This window comes from Vibrio rhizosphaerae (genome assembly GCF_024347095.1).
Classification (GTDB): domain Bacteria; phylum Pseudomonadota; class Gammaproteobacteria; order Enterobacterales; family Vibrionaceae; genus Vibrio; species Vibrio rhizosphaerae.
Genome location: NZ_AP024904.1, coordinates 40,060 through 62,251, shown reverse-complemented (window position 1 = coordinate 62,251; position 22,192 = coordinate 40,060). Strand labels below are relative to the sequence as shown.

18 protein-coding genes are annotated in these 22,192 nt (G+C 48.5%); 5 read left to right on the top strand and 13 right to left on the bottom strand.

The features are described 5' to 3' along the window. The first annotated feature begins 58 nt into the window (after window positions 1–58). Both OCV37_RS15500 and OCV37_RS15495 read left to right on the top strand, forming a co-directional pair. Window positions 59–1,060, top strand: a complete 1,002-nt coding sequence (locus tag OCV37_RS15500) for a LacI family DNA-binding transcriptional regulator (RefSeq protein ID WP_038184383.1) — start codon at window positions 59–61, stop codon at window positions 1,058–1,060. A 322-nt stretch (window positions 1,061–1,382) separates the two neighbouring features. Then, window positions 1,383–1,709 carry a hypothetical protein gene (locus tag OCV37_RS15495; RefSeq protein ID WP_157635064.1) on the top strand — a complete coding sequence of 109 codons (327 nt, stop codon included), beginning with the start codon at window positions 1,383–1,385 and terminating at the stop codon, window positions 1,707–1,709. 110 nt (window positions 1,710–1,819) lie between these two features. Here the strand turns inward: OCV37_RS15495 and glpC are convergent, their stop codons facing one another. Genes glpC through glpA form a run of 3 tightly spaced genes read right to left on the bottom strand, consistent with a single transcriptional unit; the run spans window position 1,820 to window position 6,047 of the window. Further along, window positions 1,820–3,046 carry an anaerobic glycerol-3-phosphate dehydrogenase subunit GlpC gene (gene glpC / locus OCV37_RS15490; RefSeq protein WP_038184390.1) on the bottom strand — a complete coding sequence of 409 codons (1,227 nt, stop codon included), beginning with the start codon at window positions 3,044–3,046 and terminating at the stop codon, window positions 1,820–1,822. Next, window positions 3,043–4,398, bottom strand: a complete 1,356-nt coding sequence (glpB, locus tag OCV37_RS15485) for a glycerol-3-phosphate dehydrogenase subunit GlpB (RefSeq protein WP_038184394.1) — start codon at window positions 4,396–4,398, stop codon at window positions 3,043–3,045. The genes glpC and glpB overlap by 4 nt, the downstream gene beginning before the upstream one ends. Continuing rightward, complete coding sequence (gene glpA / locus OCV37_RS15480; protein WP_038184397.1) at window positions 4,395–6,047, bottom strand: anaerobic glycerol-3-phosphate dehydrogenase subunit A; 1,653 nt, start codon at window positions 6,045–6,047, stop codon at window positions 4,395–4,397. Before glpA ends, glpB begins: the two co-directional genes overlap by 4 nt. Before the next feature lie 517 nt (window positions 6,048–6,564). On the opposite strand from glpA, the gene OCV37_RS15475 reads away from it, so the two are divergent. Then, window positions 6,565–7,422 carry an MIP/aquaporin family protein gene (locus OCV37_RS15475; RefSeq protein WP_038184399.1) on the top strand — a complete coding sequence of 286 codons (858 nt, stop codon included), beginning with the start codon at window positions 6,565–6,567 and terminating at the stop codon, window positions 7,420–7,422. An 88-nt stretch (window positions 7,423–7,510) separates the two neighbouring features. Further along, window positions 7,511–9,025, top strand: coding sequence for a glycerol kinase GlpK (gene glpK / locus OCV37_RS15470; RefSeq protein ID WP_038184400.1), 1,515 nt, complete (start codon window positions 7,511–7,513; stop codon window positions 9,023–9,025). Window positions 9,026–9,175: 150 nt separating this feature from the next. Here the strand turns inward: glpK and OCV37_RS15465 are convergent, their stop codons facing one another. The 10 genes from OCV37_RS15465 to OCV37_RS15420 all read right to left on the bottom strand — a co-directional run bounded on the left by OCV37_RS15465 (window position 9,176) and on the right by OCV37_RS15420 (window position 19,947). Next, window positions 9,176–10,732, bottom strand: a complete 1,557-nt coding sequence (locus tag OCV37_RS15465) for a hypothetical protein (RefSeq protein WP_038184401.1) — start codon at window positions 10,730–10,732, stop codon at window positions 9,176–9,178. 187 nt (window positions 10,733–10,919) lie between these two features. Then, on the bottom strand, window positions 10,920–11,687 hold the full coding sequence (gene fecE, locus OCV37_RS15460; protein WP_038184403.1) for a Fe(3+) dicitrate ABC transporter ATP-binding protein FecE: 768 nt from the start codon (window positions 11,685–11,687) through the stop codon (window positions 10,920–10,922). Window positions 11,688–11,689: 2 nt separating this feature from the next. After that, a complete protein-coding gene (gene fecD, locus OCV37_RS15455; RefSeq protein ID WP_038184405.1) occupies window positions 11,690–12,652 on the bottom strand; it encodes a Fe(3+) dicitrate ABC transporter permease subunit FecD in 963 nt (320 codons plus the stop codon). Next, complete coding sequence (locus OCV37_RS15450; protein ID WP_038184408.1) at window positions 12,649–13,632, bottom strand: iron chelate uptake ABC transporter family permease subunit; 984 nt, start codon at window positions 13,630–13,632, stop codon at window positions 12,649–12,651. Before OCV37_RS15450 ends, fecD begins: the two co-directional genes overlap by 4 nt. Window positions 13,633–13,676: 44 nt before the next feature. After that, window positions 13,677–14,585, bottom strand: a complete 909-nt coding sequence (locus tag OCV37_RS15445; protein ID WP_038184410.1) for a Fe(3+) dicitrate ABC transporter substrate-binding protein — start codon at window positions 14,583–14,585, stop codon at window positions 13,677–13,679. A 175-nt stretch (window positions 14,586–14,760) separates the two neighbouring features. After that, window positions 14,761–16,902: a TonB-dependent siderophore receptor gene (locus tag OCV37_RS15440; protein ID WP_157635065.1), complete on the bottom strand. Its 2,142-nt coding sequence runs from the start codon at window positions 16,900–16,902 to the stop codon at window positions 14,761–14,763. A 439-nt stretch (window positions 16,903–17,341) separates the two neighbouring features. Then, complete coding sequence (locus tag OCV37_RS15435; protein ID WP_038184412.1) at window positions 17,342–17,656, bottom strand: helix-turn-helix domain-containing protein; 315 nt, start codon at window positions 17,654–17,656, stop codon at window positions 17,342–17,344. After that, window positions 17,643–17,975, bottom strand: a complete 333-nt coding sequence (locus OCV37_RS15430) for a type II toxin-antitoxin system RelE/ParE family toxin (protein ID WP_038184415.1) — start codon at window positions 17,973–17,975, stop codon at window positions 17,643–17,645. The genes OCV37_RS15435 and OCV37_RS15430 overlap by 14 nt, the downstream gene beginning before the upstream one ends. Before the next feature lie 379 nt (window positions 17,976–18,354). Beyond that, window positions 18,355–19,044, bottom strand: a complete 690-nt coding sequence (locus OCV37_RS15425; protein WP_245609147.1) for an alpha/beta fold hydrolase — start codon at window positions 19,042–19,044, stop codon at window positions 18,355–18,357. Between the two features lie 102 nt (window positions 19,045–19,146). Further along, window positions 19,147–19,947, bottom strand: a complete 801-nt coding sequence (locus OCV37_RS15420; protein WP_038184421.1) for a DODA-type extradiol aromatic ring-opening family dioxygenase — start codon at window positions 19,945–19,947, stop codon at window positions 19,147–19,149. 314 nt (window positions 19,948–20,261) lie between these two features. Between OCV37_RS15420 and OCV37_RS15415 the strand changes: the two genes are divergently transcribed. Beyond that, on the top strand, window positions 20,262–22,178 hold the full coding sequence (locus OCV37_RS15415; protein ID WP_038184423.1) for a methyl-accepting chemotaxis protein: 1,917 nt from the start codon (window positions 20,262–20,264) through the stop codon (window positions 22,176–22,178). Window positions 22,179–22,192 lie beyond the last annotated feature (14 nt).

Genomic DNA, 22,192 nt, shown 5'->3' with positions numbered 1-22,192 from the left:
TGGCGTGAATTCGGTAAAATCGCGCCTTATACATGCAAGTGATCCATTGAGGGAATAGATGGCGACCATCATTGATGTCTGTAAAGCAGCCGGAGTATCAAAAGCAACCGTCTCCCGCGTGATCAACGGCAGCCCGCAGGTCAAAGAGAAAACCCGGACACGCGTCCTTGATGCGATGAAATCATTGGGCTACCAACCCAACGTTCTCGCGCAGGCATTGGCGACCAACACCTCGAACACAATTGGATTAATCCTGCCTCACTTTGACAGCTATTACTTCGGTTCAATCTTAAAACAAACCGCCCAAACGCTCCAAAAATCCCAAAAGAAACTGTTCGTTATGGAAAGCCACAACAGTGACGCCGGCGAAATTGAAGCGCTGAATACACTCGCGCAGCAACGTTGTGATGCGATCATGATCTATAGTCGGCATCTCAGCGAACCCCAACTCATCCATTATCAAGAGCAGTTGCAAAGACCATTGGTGATACTGAACCGCAGCCTATCGACACAACAATTGATCAGTTTCAGCTTTGATCAATACCAACTCGGTTCCCTTGCTGTAAACCATCTGCTGCAACTTGGCCACCGGCATATTGCCTGTCTGACCACACCACTCAATCATCAAACCGGCCAGCTGCGCTTACAGGCTTATCGTGATCATCTTGCTCAAAACAATATCCCAGTCAATGAAGCCCTGATCGTCGAGGGAGAAAGTACCCATGTCTGGGGATACAACGCCGTCATGCAGTTATTGGATCAAGGGCAAACCTTCAGTGCCATCTTTTCTTGTAATGACGATATGGCACTCGGAGCCATTCGGGCGTTATATGAACGGGGGCTTTCAGTGCCTCAGGATATCTCAGTCATGGGTATCGATAATGAGCCAGCGGCATTTTATGCTATCCCAAGCCTGTCGACTGTCTCTCTGCCTGTCGAACAACTCACCATCGATGCAACGAATCTGGCAGTTAGCCTGGCCAATAAAATAACCATTCCCCCACAGCATTTTGAATATTCCGGCTCACTGGAACTACGCGAATCAACACATCCGCTCTGATAACCTGCCGTTAGTGGTCGCTTCATCAGCATGACACTTATTTTTCTCCGTCTGCCGCCAGCCATGTGCTGATTCTATGGGCTGGCATAAACAGGCATGGGTGATACTGACATGGTCTTAACCCAAAATTAACCCCTATATGATAAGCAAATATAAGTCAATAGAATGATTTCTCTCATATATATTTTAAATGTGACTAAGTTCAAAAAATTAGAAAGTAATGAACGATTTTATGCTATCGAAGTCACAATTATTTCGGCCCATAATCACTCCCGACATCAAGAAATAATAAATACAACCAACAACGAATATGGGTGAGATTATGAAAAAACAACTATCACTAGCTGCCGTTACTGCAATTGCAACGCTACTTTCAGCCAATGTATTTGCATCTGAATCACAATATGACATGAGTATTTATACGCTGCCAGAACAGGCGATTGTCAAAGTGACTGAAAACGGCCAACCGGTTAGTCAGGTGCCTGTTCAAGTTGATGGCGGTAGTCAGCATCAAACATTAATGACGTCTGAACACGGTACGGTCATTGTCGAAAACAATGAAAACCATGCGCGTAGCTTCAAAATTAGTGTCCAAGAACCAAATGGTGAGCAAATCGTCACTCATCGCTTTATCTCAGTACAACACTAATCCAAATCGATACTGTCCATAGGGCCTTCGGCCCAACCTAAACAACAGGGGAGCACTGCTCCCCTGTTTTATATTTAAAAAAGCAAGTCAACACCCAATTGGTCCGGTTGCTACTCAACCGCCATCGCCAGCAAACTGATCGGATGGATCGCCTCAAGCCGGGTATTTTCTTCAATCTGCCATTTACAGGTTTCACAATCCGTGATCACCAGATCTGCACCGGATTGATCAATCGATTCAAACAAATGTGCACCGATCTTCATCGATACCGGATAGTTCTCGGCCTTAAAACCATACGTTCCGGCCAGGCCACAACATTCACTATCCAGCACCGTGACGGTAACCCCCGGAATCATTTTCAGTAACTCAATGGTAAATATCGCTTGTCCGCTGCGTTCCAAATGACAAGGCGTGTGATAAGCCACTTTGAGATTCAGGGGTTTCATCGTCAGTTGCCGGCCATTCATCAGCATCCGCAGTAAAAACCGGGTTACATATTCGATATTGTCCGCCACCGGTGAATTATCGACCCCGAGAACATGCGGATATTCCTGCTGCAAGGTATAAGAACAGGTTGATGATGTAGCCAGAACCGGGATGTTATCCTCCCCTACTGCAGTGATCATCGCCTGAATATTGGCTTGCGCATTCTGCCGGGCTTTATGATGAAACCCGTTCGCCATCAACGGCACACCACAACATTTTTCACGCGCCAACAAACGAACACCGATATTCATCGCATTGAGCACTTTCACCAAATCTTTTCCCAACTGCGGATGGTTATAATTGACATAACAGCCGTGAAAATAAGCAACCTGCGCGGCATACCGGGCCTGCTCCGTCTGATGTTGTTTAAACCAGCGTCGGAATGTTCCGTGTGAATACTTGGGTAACGCTTTATGCTGATCCACCCCGATGACCTGATGCATGGCTTTTTTAACCACCGGTAATGCTGTCATGGCATTCACGACAGGTGCGAAAGGTGACGCCAGTGAACCAAACAGATCGGTATGGCTGAGGATATAATCGCGGATACGTTTTGGATTGAGCGGTTCCTGACCATATTTGCCCCGGGCTACGGCTATCATATCGCCGATTTTGACCCCGGAAGGACAAGCCGTTTCACACCGTTTGCAATTGGTGCAATATTTCAAGGCCTCATCATAATAAGCCGGATTTTTGATCCGTAAACGCTCTCCGTCAGGGCCACACTGCTTCGGCCCCGGATAGTCCGGGTTGGCCTTCGAAACCGGACAGTAAGCGGTACAGACCGTGCATTTAATACACTGTTCGAACGAGGTCCCCTGAGGGGCAAACTGAGTAAAAACACGATTCATAAAAGTACCTCCTGACCCGTTTCAGGGCAAGCATCATGGCTGAGACATTGTTCAATGGCATGATAGGCTGTGGCAATCGCAACCCCGCCACCGCTGCCTTCAAAGACAGGGTCATATCCGGCCAGCATCGCACCACAACAATACAGATTCCCGATCGTCTTTCCGCAATAACTCGGATGCAGGTGTGAATTGGTTGAGACCCCGAATGTCATAAACGGATGCGGCTGACGGGCGATGAAGTCCTGTCCGCCCCATTGGGTTCGCGGGATAGTTTGAGCGACGTCCAAACCAAACACGGGCTCTTTAATCGCCTGTCGGGACGCCTGCAAACCCTGACTGAAATAACTGCCGGTCGCCATAATATAGTGCCCGGCCCGAATTGGGATATCGCTCAGGTGATGGGTATATATTTCTGTCAGACGAGCGCCGTCAAACTGGCCGCGCAGCACTTGATCCCCTTTCAGGTGGACACCACCGGCTTGGATAAAAATCCGGTGTAACGCTGTTTCGAGACGAATCCCCATCAGCGAAGGCGGCATCGTCGGGACTTCATGAAACTGACGTTGCGTGGCTTGTTGCAAACGCGCCAGTGTCTCGATCCCGTTACCATGCCCGACCACCGCAGGTAAAATCACCAAATCATCTGCCTGAGTCATCTGTTTCAGTTGCTCACAAAATGCAGACCAAGCTGACTCCGGTTGCAGCAGATGGGCAATATCCAGCGACCGCCGTTCACAGGGATGACGTTGATCATGCGCAACACTGGGGAGATGAATTGTGGCAATCCGGATGGGGATACCCGCAAAATCCGCAACGCGGGCTAGATTATCCTTGAGGATTTGAGGCTGAAAATCACGGTATCCGGCCAGCGCAACCACCACAATTTCGCGGAAATTCGTTTGCGAACGATGCTGATACACATACGGCTGAGATAGCCACGTTGCTTTCAGCGTACCAAACGGTGTGATGCGCCAATGATTGGCATCGTCGGGCTGATGAAAGAGCGGGAGCTCGGCAGCCAGCATCTCTTTAAACCATAACAGACTCTGCTTAACGGCTGAATGACCAACCTTCACATAGGGATGTGGTATCGCCGATCCTGACGCGGGTTGTTTCAGTAATGGCGAGCAACCGAGTGAGTCATACCTGAGCCGGGAAATTGCGGCAAATGGATCATTCACGGGTTCGCCCGTCGGCAACCGCCCCAGTACATCAATCGATCCCGACGAAAAATGCAGCGCACTTTGCCCCTGACTGATCAGCACCGTTTTCTTACCCGCCTGCTGACTGCGGATCGCTGCACAATAGCCGGCAATTCCCCCCCCAATCACGGCAATGTCATAGTTCATCATGGGCGTTCCTCCTGCGGCTGCACGTCCATCTCTATCACCGGTTGTTCTCCAACCCCAAGCAATCCCTGATAGATCCAGTAGCTGAACTCGGCTTCCCGTAATGCATTGCCCCAGAAAATCGGTTTGATACCTTTCCAGCGTTCTTCCAGAAACGCTGTCAACAATCCACCGGACTGGCAACCATCCATAGCTGCGTATTCTGAAAATAGTGCCGCAGCCCGATAACTACACAACTCGCCCTGACATGGGCCCATACCTAATCGCGTCCGACGCCTGAGATCGACGAGATTGTTAACGTCCAGCTGCTGAATGGCATACGCGATCTCGCCAGCCGTCACCATTTCACATTCACAGATCACCGCCTGACTTTCAGGCGTGTCGGTCAAAAATTGTTCGGCCCGCTCACCGTGACGATAAATCGCCGACTCATAAACAGGTTTGGCGAGGCTGGCTGTTTTTTTCACCTTTTTCGCTATCCCATTGGCACCGGGCAAGGGTTTGATATGCGTTGCGCACGGCGTTGAATGACCCAGTTTCTGGGCGACTATATCCGTTGCCCATTCGGCCATAAGACGATACGTCATCAATTTACCGCCGGTAATCGTCGTCAATCCTTTCAGACCATCACGCGCTTCATGATCGAGTAACACGATACCCCGGCTGATATTGCGACCACTGCCATCATCGTCCACAGACACTAACGGCCGTACACCGGCATAGGCCCGTAATACCCGGGTATTGGCCATAATCGGCGCTAATTTTTCCCCTTCTTTTAACAGCAGGTCGACTTCACGTTCCGTCACCTGCAAGTTGTCGATCTGGTCATAATCGACATGTTCAGAGGTTGTCCCGATTAAAGAAATAGTATCGCCGGGCACGAGAATATCGGCATCAGCCGGTTTGCGGCAGCGATTAATCACGAGGTTATTAATCCGGTAATCAAGGATCAATAAAGAACCTTTCGCGGGAAACATACGAATCTTCAGGTCAGCATATTCACAAATATTCTGCCCCCAGATGCCTGCTGCGTTGATCACCTGCTGCGCGTAAATCTCGAAGTGCTCACGAGTATCCGAACGCCAGACCCGAACCCCGAGCACAGTATCCCCTTGACGAATCAACCCCTGCACCGATGTTCGGTTCAACACTCGCGCACCATGTTCTTTTGCGTCCAGTACGTTAGCACTGCACAGACGAAACGGATCTAATGTCCCGTCAGGCACTTTGACCGCACCAAGTAACTGCGGATTCACATGCGGCTCTAAAGCCAGCGCCTCTCTGGCACTCAAACGTGTCGTTTCAATCCCGGCAACCTGACACGCATCGATGAACGTTTCCTGATACCCCAAATCATCTTCCGGCAAAGTCACGAACAAACCATCGGTGGGCTCAACACAGTGTCTGGCTATTCGTCTGAGGATCTGATTTTCCTGAATGCACTCTTTGGCTGACTCGGGATCAGTCACCGCATAACGCGCCCCTGAATGTAATAAGCCATGATTGCGCCCGGTCGTCCCGGATGCGATGTCATCCCGTTCCAGCAAAATACAGTCGATGCCACGTAACGCACAGTCACGCATGATGCCGGTGCCTGTAGCACCGCCGCCAATAATCACGACCTCTGTTTCTAATCTTCGGGCAACCGCCATGAATATGAACCTTCTGATATCAATACACTGATAAATAGTGTGTCATTTATTATCCAAAATGTTCGATATACTGCTCACAAAAGAGCGAACGAACATTTTAATCATCATATTGTTCAATTGATGGTCATCGGAATAAGAGATTGGTCACACTCATCATCCGCTCAGGGGGAAAAGGCGGCGCTCAGCTTACGGGCAAATGAATCACCCGCGATAAACGGTCAATCATGGCAAGTGATCCACTCACTAAAAAAGCAATACCCCTCAAACACTTTATTAAACAACCATTAACAATATGGCCATTTCCCGGCCCAAAGTAGTGCTTAGACATCATCATTGACCGACTAAACGGAATACCATACTTTAAAATAATGCTCTAATTAACAAAAATAGAAATAAAAAAGACACAACTGTGCTCGAACACTCATTAATTATGTTTGTTTGTTTTCGTAAAAAGGATTTTATGCAAAATAAGCCCGGCATACGTGCATATATGTGAGTAAAACAAGGACTCTTACCTATGGCTCGAACAAAACAACATACCCTACTCGGGGAATGCATCGCTGAATTTATCGGAACAGGGTTACTGATATTTTTCGGTGTTGGCTGTGTGGCGGCTCTGGTCCTCACCGGCGCTTCATATGGACAATGGGAAATCAGTATTATTTGGGGGTTCGGCGTGTCGATTGCAATTTATTGCACGGCAGGTGTCTCCGGCGCACATATTAATCCCGCGGTCACGATCGCTTTAGCAGCATTCCACGGTTTTAACAAAGCAAAAGTACTCCCCTACATCGCATCACAAATCCTCGGCGCATTTTGTTCTGCGGCATTGATTTATGCGTTGTACAGCAACCTCTTTGTTAACTATGAAGTCACCCATGACATACTACGCAGCAGTCAGGAAGCGCTGGCAACCGCCGGTATTTTTTCAACCTACCCGAATGCATCATTATCCTTCTTTGGTGCCGTCGCGGTTGAATTTACGATTACGGCAGTCCTGATGTTTGCGATTCTGGCACTCGGTGATGAAAATAACGGCGCACACAGAAACGCAATGAACCCGTTGCTGATCGGTATTTTGATTGCGGTGATCGGCAGCTCACTCGGTCCATTGACTGGCTTTGCAATGAATCCAGCCCGGGACTTCGGCCCCAAACTGTTCGCTTATCTGGCAGGTTGGGACTTTGCCTTGACCGGTGGTAAGGATATCCCCTATTTTATTGTGCCGATCATCGGACCGATTGCCGGTGCGTGCTTTGGTGCCTGGGCCTATCCTAAATTCATCGCAGCATATCTGCCGACGGTCGGTGTCGGTTGCACGATCCCCAATCAGTGTGATGTGACCGAAGAAGAAAATACCGAAGCGCATATTTAACGGCTCTGAATCACCATCGATAACAGCAATAAGAAGTTAAGCAGCGACTCAATAAAACATGAAACAATAAAAGATGAAGGAATGAACCATGACTGAGCAAAAATATGTCGTCGCCCTTGACCAAGGGACAACCAGCTCAAGGGCCGTCGTACTCGACCATGACGCCAATATCGTCAGCGTATCTCAGCGTGAATTTACTCAAATTTATCCCGAAGCCGGTTGGGTCGAACATGACCCGATGGAAATCTATGCAACCCAAAGTTCAACATTAATCGAAGCCATTAGTAAAGCCGGGATTCGCAGTGATGAAGTGGCAGCTATCGGGATTACCAACCAACGTGAAACAACCATTGTCTGGAATAAAGAAACCGGTAAACCGGTCTACAATGCGATTGTCTGGCAATGTCGCCGGACCGCGGCAATTTGTGAAACGCTCAAAGCACAAGGACTCGAATCTTATATTCGGGAAAATACCGGACTGCTGTTAGACCCATACTTCTCCGGCACCAAAATTAAATGGATTCTGGATAATGTTGAAGGTGCCCGTGAAGATGCTGAAGCCGGCAAACTGCTGTTTGGTACCGTCGATACCTGGCTGGTATGGAAGATGACCCAAGGACGCGTTCATGTCACCGACTACACCAACGCCTCCCGGACCATGCTGTTCAATATTAATACGTTGCAGTGGGACGAGAAGATCCTCTCCGAATTCGGTATTCCGCTGTCGATGATGCCCGAGGTCAAAAAATCCTCGGAAGTCTACGGTAAAACCAATATCGGTGGGAAAGGCGGAACGCGGATTCCAATCGCGGGGATAGCCGGCGACCAGCAAGCCGCGTTGTACGGGCAGATGTGCGTGCAGGCAGGACAGGCGAAAAACACTTACGGCACCGGCTGCTTCCTGCTGATGAATACCGGACAAGAAAAAGTCATCTCGAATAACGGTCTGCTGACTACACTGGCTTGTGGCCCGAGTGGTGAACCGGCTTATGCACTCGAAGGAGCCGTGTTTATGGGAGGCGCAGCGATTCAGTGGCTGCGTGATGAACTGAAACTCATCTCCGATGCCAGTGATTCCGAATACTTTGCCACCAAAGTAGACACCGCCAACGGTGTTTATGTTGTCCCCGCGTTCACCGGTTTAGGCGCGCCTTACTGGGATGCCTATGCCCGCGGCACGATTGTCGGCCTGACCCGTGGTGTCAATTCAAACCACATTATTCGGGCCACTCTCGAAAGTATTGCCTACCAAACCCGTGACGTACTCGATGCCATGCAGGCCGATTCCGGTATCAAACTGGCAGGGCTAAGAGTCGATGGCGGCGCGGTTGCGAATAACTTCCTGATGCAGTTCCAGTCAGATGTGCTCGATACTCAGGTGCTGCGTCCAAAAGTCACCGAAGTCACCGCTTTGGGTGCTGCCTATCTGGCAGGCCTCGCCGTCGGTTTCTGGGATAGTCTGGACGAACTGAAAAACAAAGCCGAGATTGACCGTACCTTCATTCCTCATCAGGATGAAGAGAAACGTCAACGTCGTTATAAAGGCTGGAAACGCGCCGTCAAATGTGCGCAAAGCTGGGCAGAAATGCACAACGAAGAGTAATCAGACACACCGATTATGCAAAGCGCTAAGCCAATCTGGCTTAGCGCTTTTTATTGGCGTTCAGTAAAAATAGGGAGGTGATCAATCCTTTGTCCTGAGCCTGTTCCATTACGCTGGTTTAGTGGTAAAGTTGAGTGCTCAGTCGCTTTGTCAGTCTACCAACTTGTATAGTTTAACACCAAGATTACCCAGTGCTTTTGACACGAATTTTAACGAGTTTTCATCATGGATATGCTTGAACGGGTGGCTTTGAGTACCAGTCAATGTGTTGTAACTGAACTGTTCAACCGCTGTTGCCGCTGTTCGTAGTGCTGTGTCTTTGGCAATTGTCGACACTGGGTTACTACCGTTATTTGCTTTATTCAATGGGTTGAGCAGTAAGTCCTGCGCCACTGTATGTAATGGGTGCATTTTCAACACTCGGACGCCTTCAAGTAGCAGTTGCCTAGTCTCATCGTGGATCATTACCGTGGCGTGGGCAAAGTCGGTTTCTGCTGTTAGCTCACTATCGCCGTAAGACAACACAACCTTTTCATCAGATCCGTAGCTGTCAATGTCCAAAGTTTTGGTCACTTTACCTGCTTGCGGATCTGTATTGGCCCCGGGATTCAATTGTGGATCATTGATTACGGTTTGATTGGGAAGTTCTTGTAATTGCGATTGGTCATTGTCTGTTAGACCATTGGTAAAGATGTACTTGTTCCATTTGACCATTTCACCGCCGACCAACAACCAACCGACATGGGCCCCCTGGCAAGAGCCGTAGACAGGCTTGCCTTGGTCCAGCGCCGCGACCAACAGGGCAAAATCCACCAGGGTTTCTTTGAGTTCATTGAGGTTGATACGGACCCTCGTGGAATGAGAATGTCCGGTTTCGTCGACGATTAGACTGCGGCTGGCCAGTCCCACTTGCTCATCGTGATAAGGCTCCCAAGTCTGACGATCGATAAAAAACGGAGGTAAGTGGCCCATACCCGAAGGCGGGATAAATAGTGATTTATAGGCCGCCATGATGGTCATGGCATAGTCGTACATGCCCAGTTCATGAACCAGACCATATACATCGACTTGGTTCGTGTGCTCATAAACTTCTTGTGAAATTCCGTTTAAGTGGCCACACAAGTTAAGGTCATCTAATCCGGTGTTGAAATTATTCTGTACTAAAGTCGCCAATGCCGTCGCTGCTTGGGCAACGTCGGTAGGCACGCCCAATCGGTCCGCGTCCGCAATACCTGTTATCGGTATCATGATGACATTGGCGTTATGGGTAGAAAATACGCTAAAACCTTGTTTAGTACGGGTGGCCAAACCGCCGTTTTCCCCACCGGACAAACCGGTAAGATATCCGAAGCGGCTACCGTCACGTTGGGAAACCAATACATCACAAAGCAGCTCCCGGCTAATGGCGTTGCACAGTTGTTTCAGCTGTTGAGCAGTTTCGTAGCGCAATTGCAAAGCCAGCAATTTCGACTGTATGCTGTCGATTTGACGTTGTGAGTTTCTCAGGTCACACAGGTTTTGTTTACTGATCGCTTGTTGACATAAGGTCAGCTTTTGCTTCAGCAGAGGTTTGAGCTGTCCGAGCAAATTGACAGCGCTGATTTCGGTGCGGTTAGAGCGACCATCTTTTCTTTTCCCCCCCATATGTTGCATTCTTACCTGATTGGATAAATCTTCAATAATACGATCAATTACAGGGTTGCACATTTTATGTCCTCACCAGAATCTTCAAGAACGGTTGGGCAAGATCTTATCTGTTGGGATCATGTAATACTGCTGTAGAGTCGGGAAAAAGCAGGGGGAATCGCGCATCCTTACGTCAACATGACGATTTTTTGGACATGTCCTTCCCATTCGTGACTGTAGTGGACAAATAAAACGGGGCAGAGCCCTCCTACTTCACCACACACATCGGCGTGCCCGCTATCGGATCCCGGTGAATTTCCGCATCCAGCTCAAAGACATCCGCCAGCAACTGCGTAGTTAATATCTCTGTCGGTTCACCTTGCGCCACAACCTTACCGGCTTGCATCACAATCAGATGATCACAATAACGACAGGCCTGATTAATATCATGCAACACCGTGACAACAGTCTTGCCCTGCTGGTTCAAGCGGCGCATCAGTTTCATCAGTTCAACCTGATGGTTTAAATCAAGATAGGTCGTCGGCTCATCGAGAAAAACATAATCCGTATCCTGTGCCAGTGTCATCGCCAACCAGACCCGTTGACGCTGCCCGCCGGACAATTCGGAAACCGGTCGTTCGGCAAATGCCGTCACGCCGGTTAACTGCATCGCTTGCTCGACTTGCTGCTGATCAGTCGCGGTTAACTGTCCCCAAAAGCGGGTATAAGGGCTACGACCATAACCAACCACATCCCGGACAGTAATCCCTTCCGGCACTTCCTGAGACTGCGGTAATAATGACAAAACGCGGGCAATCGCCTGCGAGGAATGATGACGAAGATCTTGCCCTTGCCACTGCACCGAACCTGACTGAGGCGCCAGAATACGCACCAAGGCTTTCAACAGGGTCGATTTGCCACAGCCATTCGGCCCGAGCAAAGCGGTGATTTTGCCTGATAAAATCTGCAAATTCACCTGCTGAACAACCGGTGTACCACCATATCCGACATCAAGATGTTCTGTCTTCAGTCCCATGCTTATCTCATTTTGACTAATAAATACAAAAAGTACGGCGCACCGATTGCCGCCGTCAGAATCCCGGCCGGCAGTTCAATCGGCGGATCAATCACCCGGCCAACAAAATCGGCAACCAGTAAGATCAAAGCACCGACCAACATCCCGGTCGGCAACAAAATCTGATGTTTTCCGCCGACCAGTTGGCGGGCTAAATGTGGCGCAATCAAGCCTAAAAAGCTAATCGGGCCGCAAATCGCCACCGCGGCCGACGTCCATCCGACAGCAATTGCCAAGGCAATCAATCGCGTGAAATGAACCGTGATGCCAAGACTGGTCGCCCGTTGCTCACCCAAAACCAAAATATTCAGCGGATGGCTCAGGCCCAGCACTGCAGGCAACAACACGCACCACGGCAATAGTAACTGCACCTGATCCCAACTGCGCCCCCATAAACTCCCCGTGAGCCATAGCAGTGCCTGATTGATATCTAAAGGATGAACCAACAAAATAAAATCGATCGCACTGGCATAAAAGGCTGCGAGTGCCACACCGGTAATTGCCAGTTTTACCGGCGCGAGATTAGCACGCACCAAAAGCATCAGAATGAACGCAGACAGAATACCCCCGGCCAATGCCACCCAAGGCAACCACAAAACAGACACCGCCGGAAATAAAATCATCATCCCGACGGCTGCTAACCCGGCACCGTGACTGATGCCGAGAATATCCGGGGACGCCAGCGGATTGCGGATCACCCCCTGAATCAACACTCCGGCAGTCGCTAACATCGCTCCGACCAGAATCGCGACCACAGCCCGCGGCAACCGGTATTCATAAATGGTAAAAGCAAATGCGCCTTGATTGTGTACCCCTTGCCACAACTGTTCCCAACTGATCGCCACCGCACCAAATTTCAAACTGACAATGACGCTCACCACAATCAATCCACTCAGGAGTAACGCCATCTTTAATCCACGATTCATCGTTCTTTCCTGACCAGATAAATAAAACAAGGTGCCCCGACTAAGGCCAGAACGGCACCCGCCGGGGTTTCCGTCGGAAAGGCCACCCAGCGACTAAAAATGTCAGCACTTAAGGTTAATATCGCACCGACCAGCGCTGCGCCCGGAATCAGCCAGCGCAAATCATAACCAAACAATTTCCGCGCCATATGTGGCACGATCAACCCGACAAATGCAATCGAACCGACCGCGCTGACACACACGCCGACAATGATGAACACCAGTAATCCGGTCAACGCCCGTAGCCATGTCAGCCGTACACCCAGACTTTTGACCCGTTCATCCCCCAGCGCTAATAAATTGAGCTTGGGAGAGAGCAGCCATGCCACCAGCAAAGCAACCACTAGCGACGGCCAGCTCAGCGAAACATGCTGCCAGCCCACACTGGCAAAAGAACCAGCGAGCCACGTCATGACGCCGGAGGCTTGATCTTCCACCAAGATCACCATTGCTTTGGTCATCGCACCGCACAATGCAGAGACCGCAATACCAGCCAAGACCAGTTGTTTACGCTCAGCGCCACTGCGCCACGCACCGCCAAGCAGCACCACAATCGACCAAGCCAGCGCGCCGCCGATAATCGCAGCAACCGGCTGACTCACATAAGCTTGCTGCAAAAACAGCGTTGATGTCAGCGCAACGCCCAAAGCGGCACCGGCATTGACACCAAACAGACTCGGCGATGCAAGCGGATTGCGGGTCAGCGTCTGCATCAGCAGCCCGGCAACCGCCAGCCCTGCGCCCACCAGTAGGGCTTCAATCACTCTGGGCAGACGAATTTCAACAATTACCGTTTCAGCAATACTCAGCGGCTGGGATGAAAAGAACGCATCGTAGGGGGTCGTGAGTGACATCGGAATCGCAGAAAAAGCGCATAACCCCCACCATCCGAGCACCAAAATCAAACCACTCAGACACAACAACAGCATCATACGCAACATATAAGAGTGAGCAGCTCCGGGAAATATAGCGCGGCGGGGAAGACTCATGACGATGACGGAACCAACTGAAGCAGATCTTTCGCCATATATTCAGCCGCCAGAATCCCCCGACAGCGTGACCAAAGATTACCGCTGACAGAAAGCACATGATGGGCTCGTACAGCACCTAACATCGGCCACAAAGGCTGCTTTTTCCACCGATGGATAATACTGTTCGGGGTATAGTCTCCGACAATTAGATAGTCAGGATTGATTGCCAGCAGCTGTTCCAGCCCAATCTGGTGGCTGGCCTGATCATCATATAGTGCCGGTGGTGATTGAAATCCTAACGCTTGCGCGACCCCGCCCGCATATGAATCGTTGGCATGGGCATAAAAGCCATTTTCACGCGCCACCCCGAACAACAACGTTTTGCCTTGCAGCGTGTGCAGTTGCTGACGATATGTCGCCATCCGTTGTTGATGTAAAGCTAAGCGTTGCTGCATTGCTTGTGCTTTACCGACTACCTGACCAATGATTGCCGCAGCAGCAAGGTTATCCGCATACGTCTCGCGCCGAGAACGTAACATCAGGGTCGGCGCGATTTTATTCAGTGCGTCATACACCGCCGCATGACGATCTACATCGGCAATAATCAGGTCGGGTTTGAGCTCAGCAATCATCTCCAGTGACGGCTGAGAACGCGTCCCCACCGAAACCCAGTCAGAAAATTGCGCGCGGACAGCCGGGAGTATCCGGTCAGCGTCTTTATCGTCGGCAATACCGATCGGGCTCACATGCACGGCTGCCAATGCGTCGGCAAAAGAGAACTCCAGAACGACAATGCGCTTGGGGATATAATCGATGGAAAAGGTGCCGCGCTGATCCTGCACCGTTACCGCCAGAACGGATGGCACAAATCCACAAGAGAGCAAAAATAGCAAAGCAACACGGCGCATAAAACATTTCAGCATGTGCAAAACATCCAAAAAAATCAAAGCATTGAGCTATATAAATGAGAATTGTTCATATTACGAAAAACTCAGATATAACACCAGCATCAGGCATCGGTTTGTCTCAGTCATATCAAGCATGACGAAGATAAAGCGCTGATATAAAAAGGCCCGGAAGATTCCGGGCCGAAACAGCTTAGAATGAATAATCCGCTTGTAAGTAAACACGCCGGCGCTCGCCGATAAACGGGCCGGTGGCTTCGGTGAAGCCACTGACCGCATAGGATTTATCAAACAAGTTCTTCACATTCAACTGGAACTTCCAGTCCTGCCACTGTGTCTGCCATGACATATCGTATACCGTAAAAGGCTTCACTCTTTGGGCGCTTTGTGTGAGCTGTTCACTGACATAATCTGCACCAAAGCCAATCGATGAATCAATCGCAGGGAAATGATAGCGCGTCCACAAGCCAAGTTGGTTATGCGGTGCGTTGGCAAAACGCTTACCAACCGTCCGGTTAGAGAACTGACCGTACCCCTGTTTGACCAGCGTATCGTTATACGCATAAGACAGATTCGCCACCCAGTTTTCTGTCAGGTCGGCCAGCACATCGACTTCAATCCCCTGACTGCGAACTTTGCCATACGCCACCTGCTTATCGCTGTCATTCGGATCGGTCTGAAGTACGTTTTCCTTAGTAATATGGTAAAGCGCCACATTCATGTTGACCCGGTTATCAAACAGATAAGTTCTTACCCCGGTTTCATACATCAGGCTCTCTTCGGGATCGAACGGCCCGCCATTATCAGAAATCTGAGCGGCCGCATCTTGCGGGACAAAGCCGGTTGCAATCACCGCATAAGGGTGGAACTGCGGGTTAATTTTATACGTCGAGCCAATCCGATAAGAGAATCCGGTACCGGAATACTGTTCCTTGGTCTTGTTTTTCAAATCAATGACTTCATCGCGGTAGCCATCCAGCCGGACACCTGAGAGAACATTCCACGCGTCAGTGATTTGCCACTGATCCTGAAGATAAGCGCCGTAACGTTCTTCACGAGAGTCACTCTGCTTGAAGAGTGGTTTTTTATAAGATGAAACATCATCCGGTGTGTAGTCGGGGTTCGTCAGACTGCGATCCGAGACACCCCCTTTCCGCTGGGCACGATAATAGGTAAATTTCTTGTTCAGTCGGTAATAATCTGCACCGAACAAAATGGTATGTTGGTCTAGTTGCGCGATTAGATTCCCAGTGACAGAGCCAGCTTTATGCGCTCTCAATTGATCCCGGTATTCACGGGTGACCGTATCATTTCTGCCGTCTTTGTTGGTATCTTTCAAGCTTCTCGATTCATGAAACTTTTGCGTATCTTCATTTTCAAAGTAACGGAAAGTCATGTCACCGGAAAGCCAGTCATTGAAATTATGATTGATACGAGCCTGATAGACTTGCGCATCCAGATCGTGGTAATCGCTGGCATCATTGGCATTCCATGATGCATCGGCCAAGAAATTACCGTCGTCATCGGTCGGAATCCCACGAATCCGGCCCCCGCCGATGTGCTGCGTAACATTGACATATTGCAAACCAATCGTGGTATCGTCTCCGGCATCCCACTCATAACCTAAATCGATGATACGGTTGCGGGTATCGGTATTTTTACGGTAAGGATTCTCATGATCCTGATAAATACCAAGCCGGTAACGTTGTGACTGATCAGCATTGGCAGACCCGGATAATTCAACCTGAGCGTTGGCATAATCCTGATTCCCACCGGTCACAGCAACGTGACGTTTGGTCTCGTAAGTTGGCTTTTTGGTCGTATAGTTGATGGTCCCCCCCGGCTCGCCACTGCCCATCACGGCAGCCGCAGGGCCTTTCAATACTTCCACCCGCTCAATATTAAATAACTGCGGAATCGCCAGCCCTTCAAACGGATCACCGCGCACACCATCGTATAAAACATGATCCTGACGGAAGCCGCGGAATGTTACATGAGAATAGTTGTATTGGCTGACACCACTCATTGAACGGTACAAATCGGTAATTTGCCGCGCCGCCTGATCCTCGATCAACTGACGAGGAAGGACCTGAATTGACTGCGGTGTATCATCAATGGCGGTTGGTGTCCGGGTTGCAAACGCGGTTTCTTGTGTCCGGTAAAGTGACAGCGCCCGGCCATGAACTGTCATAGTTGCATCGGCTGGGGTTGTTTTGGTCTCGTCACTTGCCACTGCTGCGGCAGAAAAGCTGAGCGCGATCATCAGTGCGAGCGGTGTTTTCTTACCCGGCATCACAGATGTCTGCGCTTGATTATTGTATTTAGCATGAAACATGGGATAGTTTGATCCGTCAATAAAATGAGATATGTATCAAAGAAGACGAAAATCTAAATGAGTTTAATTCTTATTTCAAGTAATTGTTAAACTTATCACTGAAATGACGTCAAATTGCCGGGAAGTTAATGCATTTTGTTGTGTATTGTGGTGATGAGGGGTGGAACTGGTTTTGGCTTCGAGGCATGACACACAATGCCTTCTCTAGAGTCAGCGCCGCCTATCCGGGCAGGACGCCCGTAAAATTTGGTTCTGGACAATGTTCGACCAAGCCCAACAAAAAAGAGCTTCTGGTTACGCTTGCATCTTGGCAAGCGTAACTGGCGCACTGGGCACCGATGTCTCTGAAACCGAAAAACGCAATTGTGCGTCAAACTGCAACGCTGGAGGCTAACGGTTAGGAAAGGTGCTGCGGCTAATTCACACCACGCTTGTAGATTTATAACGCTGCAATATGCGACAAGATCTCCGGATGACGCTGAACCAGTTTCAGGAGAGTGATCGCTTGCCCATTTGGTACGCTGCGCCCTTGCTCCCAGCTTTCTAACGTACGAGATGATGTGTGTAGTAAACGCGCAAATATACCGCGAGACATATTAAACTGTTCGCGAATACTCACGATTTCATCAGGTGAAAGACTTAACTCACTCACGTCATTCACTTTATGTTTTTTTAGTGTAATCTTGCCATTCGAATGGTCTTTAGCCTCGACAAGCGCTGAACTTAATTCTGCAAATAAGTCACGATTGCTCATTACGCCACGCCTCCATAAAAGCCTTCAATTGTTTCTTTTGGTCTGTGGTTAAGTCTGACATTTCATGCTTGCTGTAAATGGTGAGCAAGTAAAAACGTCGTTTTTCATCGAAGAAGTAATAGATCACGCGAGAACCACCCTGTTTCCCCTTGCCTTTACTTACCACCCGAATCTTTCTCAATCCACCAGTACCTTGAATGACGTCTCCCCGCTTAGGGTTTAACATCAGCTCCGCTTGGAAAAGTCTAAACGCTTCATCACTAAGGTATTCACTGCGGTACTTTTCAAAGATGGTCGATTCGATAAATATACTTTTCATAAAAGTGTACGTAATTAACGTATAGATAGCAAACCATACGAGCTAAAGCTTGTGTTCAGGTTGAGGATCGCTGCGTTCATGACAAGCAATTGCTGTTTGAATTCAGGGAGAGGGTCGAGGGATATTTTCATTAAGGGCATTTCAAACTGGTGAATGACATCGCTGTAACATAAAAGAAGCAATCAGCAAAAAACACTGTTTATCATGGTCTTAGTATTGTGAATGGATAAAATGCGACTCGGTTCTTTTTTATTTCTTTCCCTGATATTTGTCTCAGCCTTCGGCTTCGAGGCATGACACACAATATCTTCTCTAGAGTCAGCGCCGCCTATCCGGGCAGGACGCCCGTAAAGCTGGTTCTGGAAAGCGGCTATGACATTCAAACCTCAAAGAAATTCCGAATCTCTTTGACTAACATCGCGGGGTTTTCTTCAATCACTAAATGACCGGTATTCGGCACAGTCACCAGCTTGGCACCTTCAATTTTACTTTGCAGCACATACGCCTGCTCACAAGGTATCCACTGATCTTCCTCACCCCATAAGATGAGCACGGGTGCGTTAACTTCCACAAACTTATCTTGAAACGCATCGGTAAATTTTGAGTCTGCTTGCGCAATTTGCCGATAAAATGCAGCTTTCCCCTGTTCCCCCGTCCACGGTGCTAATATCCCACGAATGGTTTCCTGATCCAGTTTTTGATAAGCCGCTGTTTTTACATACGCTTCAACAATGGCAGCATGAATATAGTCGGGCACACCGGCAAAAGCACTTTCGTGTTTTTCAATATGTTTGAAAAAAGGCGAGCCCCAGGGTGATAGGGCGACAGGGTCAATCACAACAATTTTTCGGTAATCCCGTTTATCCAGAAGATGATTTCTCAATACCGTAGTACCACCAAAATCATGACCGATAATATAGGGGGATTCAATTTGCCAGTAATCAACTAACGCATCTAATAACTTGTTTTGTATGCCTAAAGAAACGTCGGCATGACTCTTGTCCGAATCACCATACCCAAGCAAATCAAAGTAGTAGACTTTGTAGTGACCCGAGAGCTCCCCAATCAAATGTATGAGGTAAATTCCAGTGACTCAATGTGTTCTCCTTTGCTTCGATCCTTCTTTCTTCCTTGTATATAAAGTGTAAGGCATAAAGTGAGTACCTACTTTCTATACCGCAAATCCAAACCCGTATGCATCTAACGCCAGCAATTCCATATCCACAGAGCGGTGCAACACTTGCCCGTTTTCGGATATGTCACTGGTTCCCAGAATACAGGGCAGTGGTAGAAAATGATCCGGTGTCGGATGATTAAACTGCGCATAAGGGGCTGTTTGTAAATAGTGATTAATCGCGTCAACATCCCGCTGCTCTATTTTTTCAGCGACCCAATCGGTGAACACTTGCATTTTATGAATGCTTTCCGGATCTGATGCGGCAGAAAATACAGCTCTCAGGTTATGACTGATGCCGCCGGAACCGATGAACAGAACGCCTTCTCGCCGCAGAGATGATAAAGCCTGCCCTAACTTGTAGTGAGTCTGAGCACTCGCCTGACGGTTGATCGAAATACTGATCACCGGAATATCCCGATGCGGAAACATATATTGCAGCGGCACCCATGCGCCATGATCCAGCCCCACCGTATCATCCAGTTCGACTGAGAAACCATGATCTCGCAACAATTCACCGGCTTTTTGCGCTAAATCCGGTGCACCGTGAGCCGGATATTCAACCTCGTAAAGCGGTTGAGGAAACCCGTAAAAATCATGAATCGTCCCCAAGGTTTGCCCACTGGTAATCATCACCGGACCTGCGACATCAAAATGGGCAGAGAACATGACAATCGCCTTCGGCTTTGGGATGCTCTGACCCATTCGTTTAAAAAAATCTGTTGTTTCAGATTGTTCCACAATCATCATCGGCGAACCGTGGGAAACAAACAGTGTCGGCATGATCGTATGATTCATGATTGCCTCTCTTCACTCGCAACTTTTTAGAGACTTCATCATACGGCTCAACAGACTCGTGATAAAACCCTTATCGGTTGAATAACACCTTCGAAAACATGGAAGAAACATGCAGCTCAGCGATGTGGTCGGGAAAGCCCAAGTCGCCGGCACAATTCACCTCAAACCATTCACATCAAACCATTCAAATTTAAACTCGCTGTTATTGGTATTTATATCAAGACAAATTCTTTAAGCTGCAAAAAAATGGGACTAAACTTGAAACAATCTCTTACAAATAACTTTATCAGCATAACTATCCGAAAGGATTCAATATGAAAAATTATGGACTGAAACAAATATTACTTATTTCCGTTATTTTGCTCGTCGGTGCTTCTGTATCAATTTCCAACTACATTGCTTATATAAAACAAGCGGAGACAATTTCTCAATTGATCAAAGCTTCCGGAACGGATTATGTCACCAGTAAAGCCGCGTTAGTTGAGCAGTTTATCAGCGAGAAAGTGGCTGGGCTCAAAGGCATCGGTGATATGTATAAAGATACATCGCTTCCCGGGAAAACCCCTCAGGACTACATTAATCAAGCCAAAATTTTTGCAACCACACTCAATACCGGCAGCTCATTCATCGGTTTGGAAGCCAGCGGTGACGCCTATTGGAATCAGGCAAGCGATGCCTGGCCGGATCATAAGTTCAGTGGTGATATCAGAACCATGAGCTACTATCAGGATGGTCGCAAGGCGGTCAGTCCATCGATGACCGAACCTTATCCGGATGAAGCAAATCCTGATGTTTATTGGGTCAGTATGGTTCAGAAAATTAAAGATGGGATGATCGGGGTTGATATGCAGCTCTCCTTCCTGAGTCAGCTGGTTAAAAAGGCAAACGATATTGAAGGTTCCGTCGCTTTAATTTTGAATCAGGATACAACCGTGCTGGCCTCATCTTCTGATATCCTAAAACCCGGCGATAAAGGGACTGATTTTGACTGGTTCAAAGACGTCGTTTCCAAAGCCGTTCAACAAGAGCAGACGGTACAAGACTATGTGCTCAACGGGCAGGATAAAATTTTATTTACCCATCGGATTAAGGTCGCCAATAAAAACTGGTATTTCGTCATTGGTCTCAATAAAGCCGTTGCATTTAAAGGCCTCACCTCCGCAAAACATACGGCTATTACCACAACCATCATTGCGACCATCGTGAGTGTCATCATTGCCTTTTTTGTTATTCAACTCTTATATCGCCCGATTATTTCGCTGAAAAATATGATTGCAGGTCTCTCACGTGGTGATGGTGATCTGACCCAGCGTCTGGAAGTTCATTCTAGCGATGATTTAGGCCAAATCGCCGATGGGATTAACCGCTTCATTGGTAACTTGCAAGCGATGATGAAGGAGATCCAAAGTGCATCAGGCCAGCTTCAAACCAGTATCGGCGACATGAAACAACTCTCGGAACATAACTCTGCAATTCTAAAAAATCATGTGATCGAAACGGAACAAGTTGTCACGGCGGTTGAAGAGATGAACGCGACGGCTGAATCGATGGCATCCGATGCTTCCCATACCGCTAATTTGACCGAACAGGCAAATCATACCAGTGCGGAATCAAGACAGATTATGACGCAGTCGCAACAGACCGTTTCTGCTTTAATCAACGATGTCGAGAACTCTGCCACTCACATTCAGAATATGAGTGATGAAACTCAGAGTATTCATTCGATCTTGACGGTGATCGGCAGCATTGCAGAACAAACCAACCTGCTGGCTCTCAACGCCGCAATAGAAGCAGCACGAGCCGGAGAACAAGGCCGCGGATTTGCTGTGGTTGCCGATGAAGTCAGAAATCTGGCCAGTCGGACGAAACAAAGCACTGAAGAAATAGAAGAAGCACTCTCTCGTCTGCTCAAGGGAACGGAAACCATTGTTGAATCGATGGAACATACCCGGGAACGCTGTCAGGAGACCTCGGTCGGTTCTGACAATGTTGCGGTCAGCTTAGAAAAAATGACCGAGTTCATCTACCAAATTAATGACTTAAGCTCGCAAATCGCAACAGCGGCAGAAGAGCAGAGCAGTGTCACCCATGAGATTAGCCGTAATATGTCCGCCCTGAATGAAATCGTCAGTGAATTAAACCTGAACGGACAGAAATCTCTGTCTGGCATGGAAGGCATTAACCATGTCAATCATAACCTCATTAACATCGTCGGACGCTTTAAACTCTAATCATTGATTTTAAT